This window comes from Aeromicrobium phragmitis (genome assembly GCF_003674095.1).
GTDB classification, from domain to species: Bacteria; Actinomycetota; Actinomycetes; order Propionibacteriales; family Nocardioidaceae; genus Aeromicrobium; species Aeromicrobium phragmitis.
In genome coordinates, this window is sequence record NZ_RDBF01000188.1 from 1 (window position 1) to 356 (window position 356).

Annotated in this window: 1 pseudogene; it reads left to right on the forward strand. The window is 71.6% G+C overall.

What is annotated here, in order from left to right:
- Nucleotides 1-356, forward strand: a pseudogene (locus D9V41_RS16905) (pseudouridylate synthase); the annotation flags it as partial.

Consider the following 356-nt stretch of genomic DNA (forward strand, 5'->3'; position numbering starts at 1 on the left):
CGGGGTGCCGCCGCGTTCTCCGCTTCCGCCGCGTCACGGGCTCGGTGCCGCGTGGGTCCGCACGCCCGATCGCGACAAGAACCGCGTCGCTCCCTGGCCGACGATGGGGGCGTGGCTGCGTGAGAAACTCCCGGCGCAGGTCGACGTGACGGCCATGCTCGCCGGGCGGCGGTTCGTGTACGACAGCGGCCGCCCGGTGCGCGAGGACGATGCCTACCTTCCGCACACGTTCGTATGGTTCCATCGCGAGTTGCGCGAGGAGCCCGAGGTGCCGGGCGCGATTCACGTCGTGCACCGCGACGACCGCATCGTGGTGGTCGACAAGCCGCCGTTCCTGTCCTCCATTCCGCGCGGCC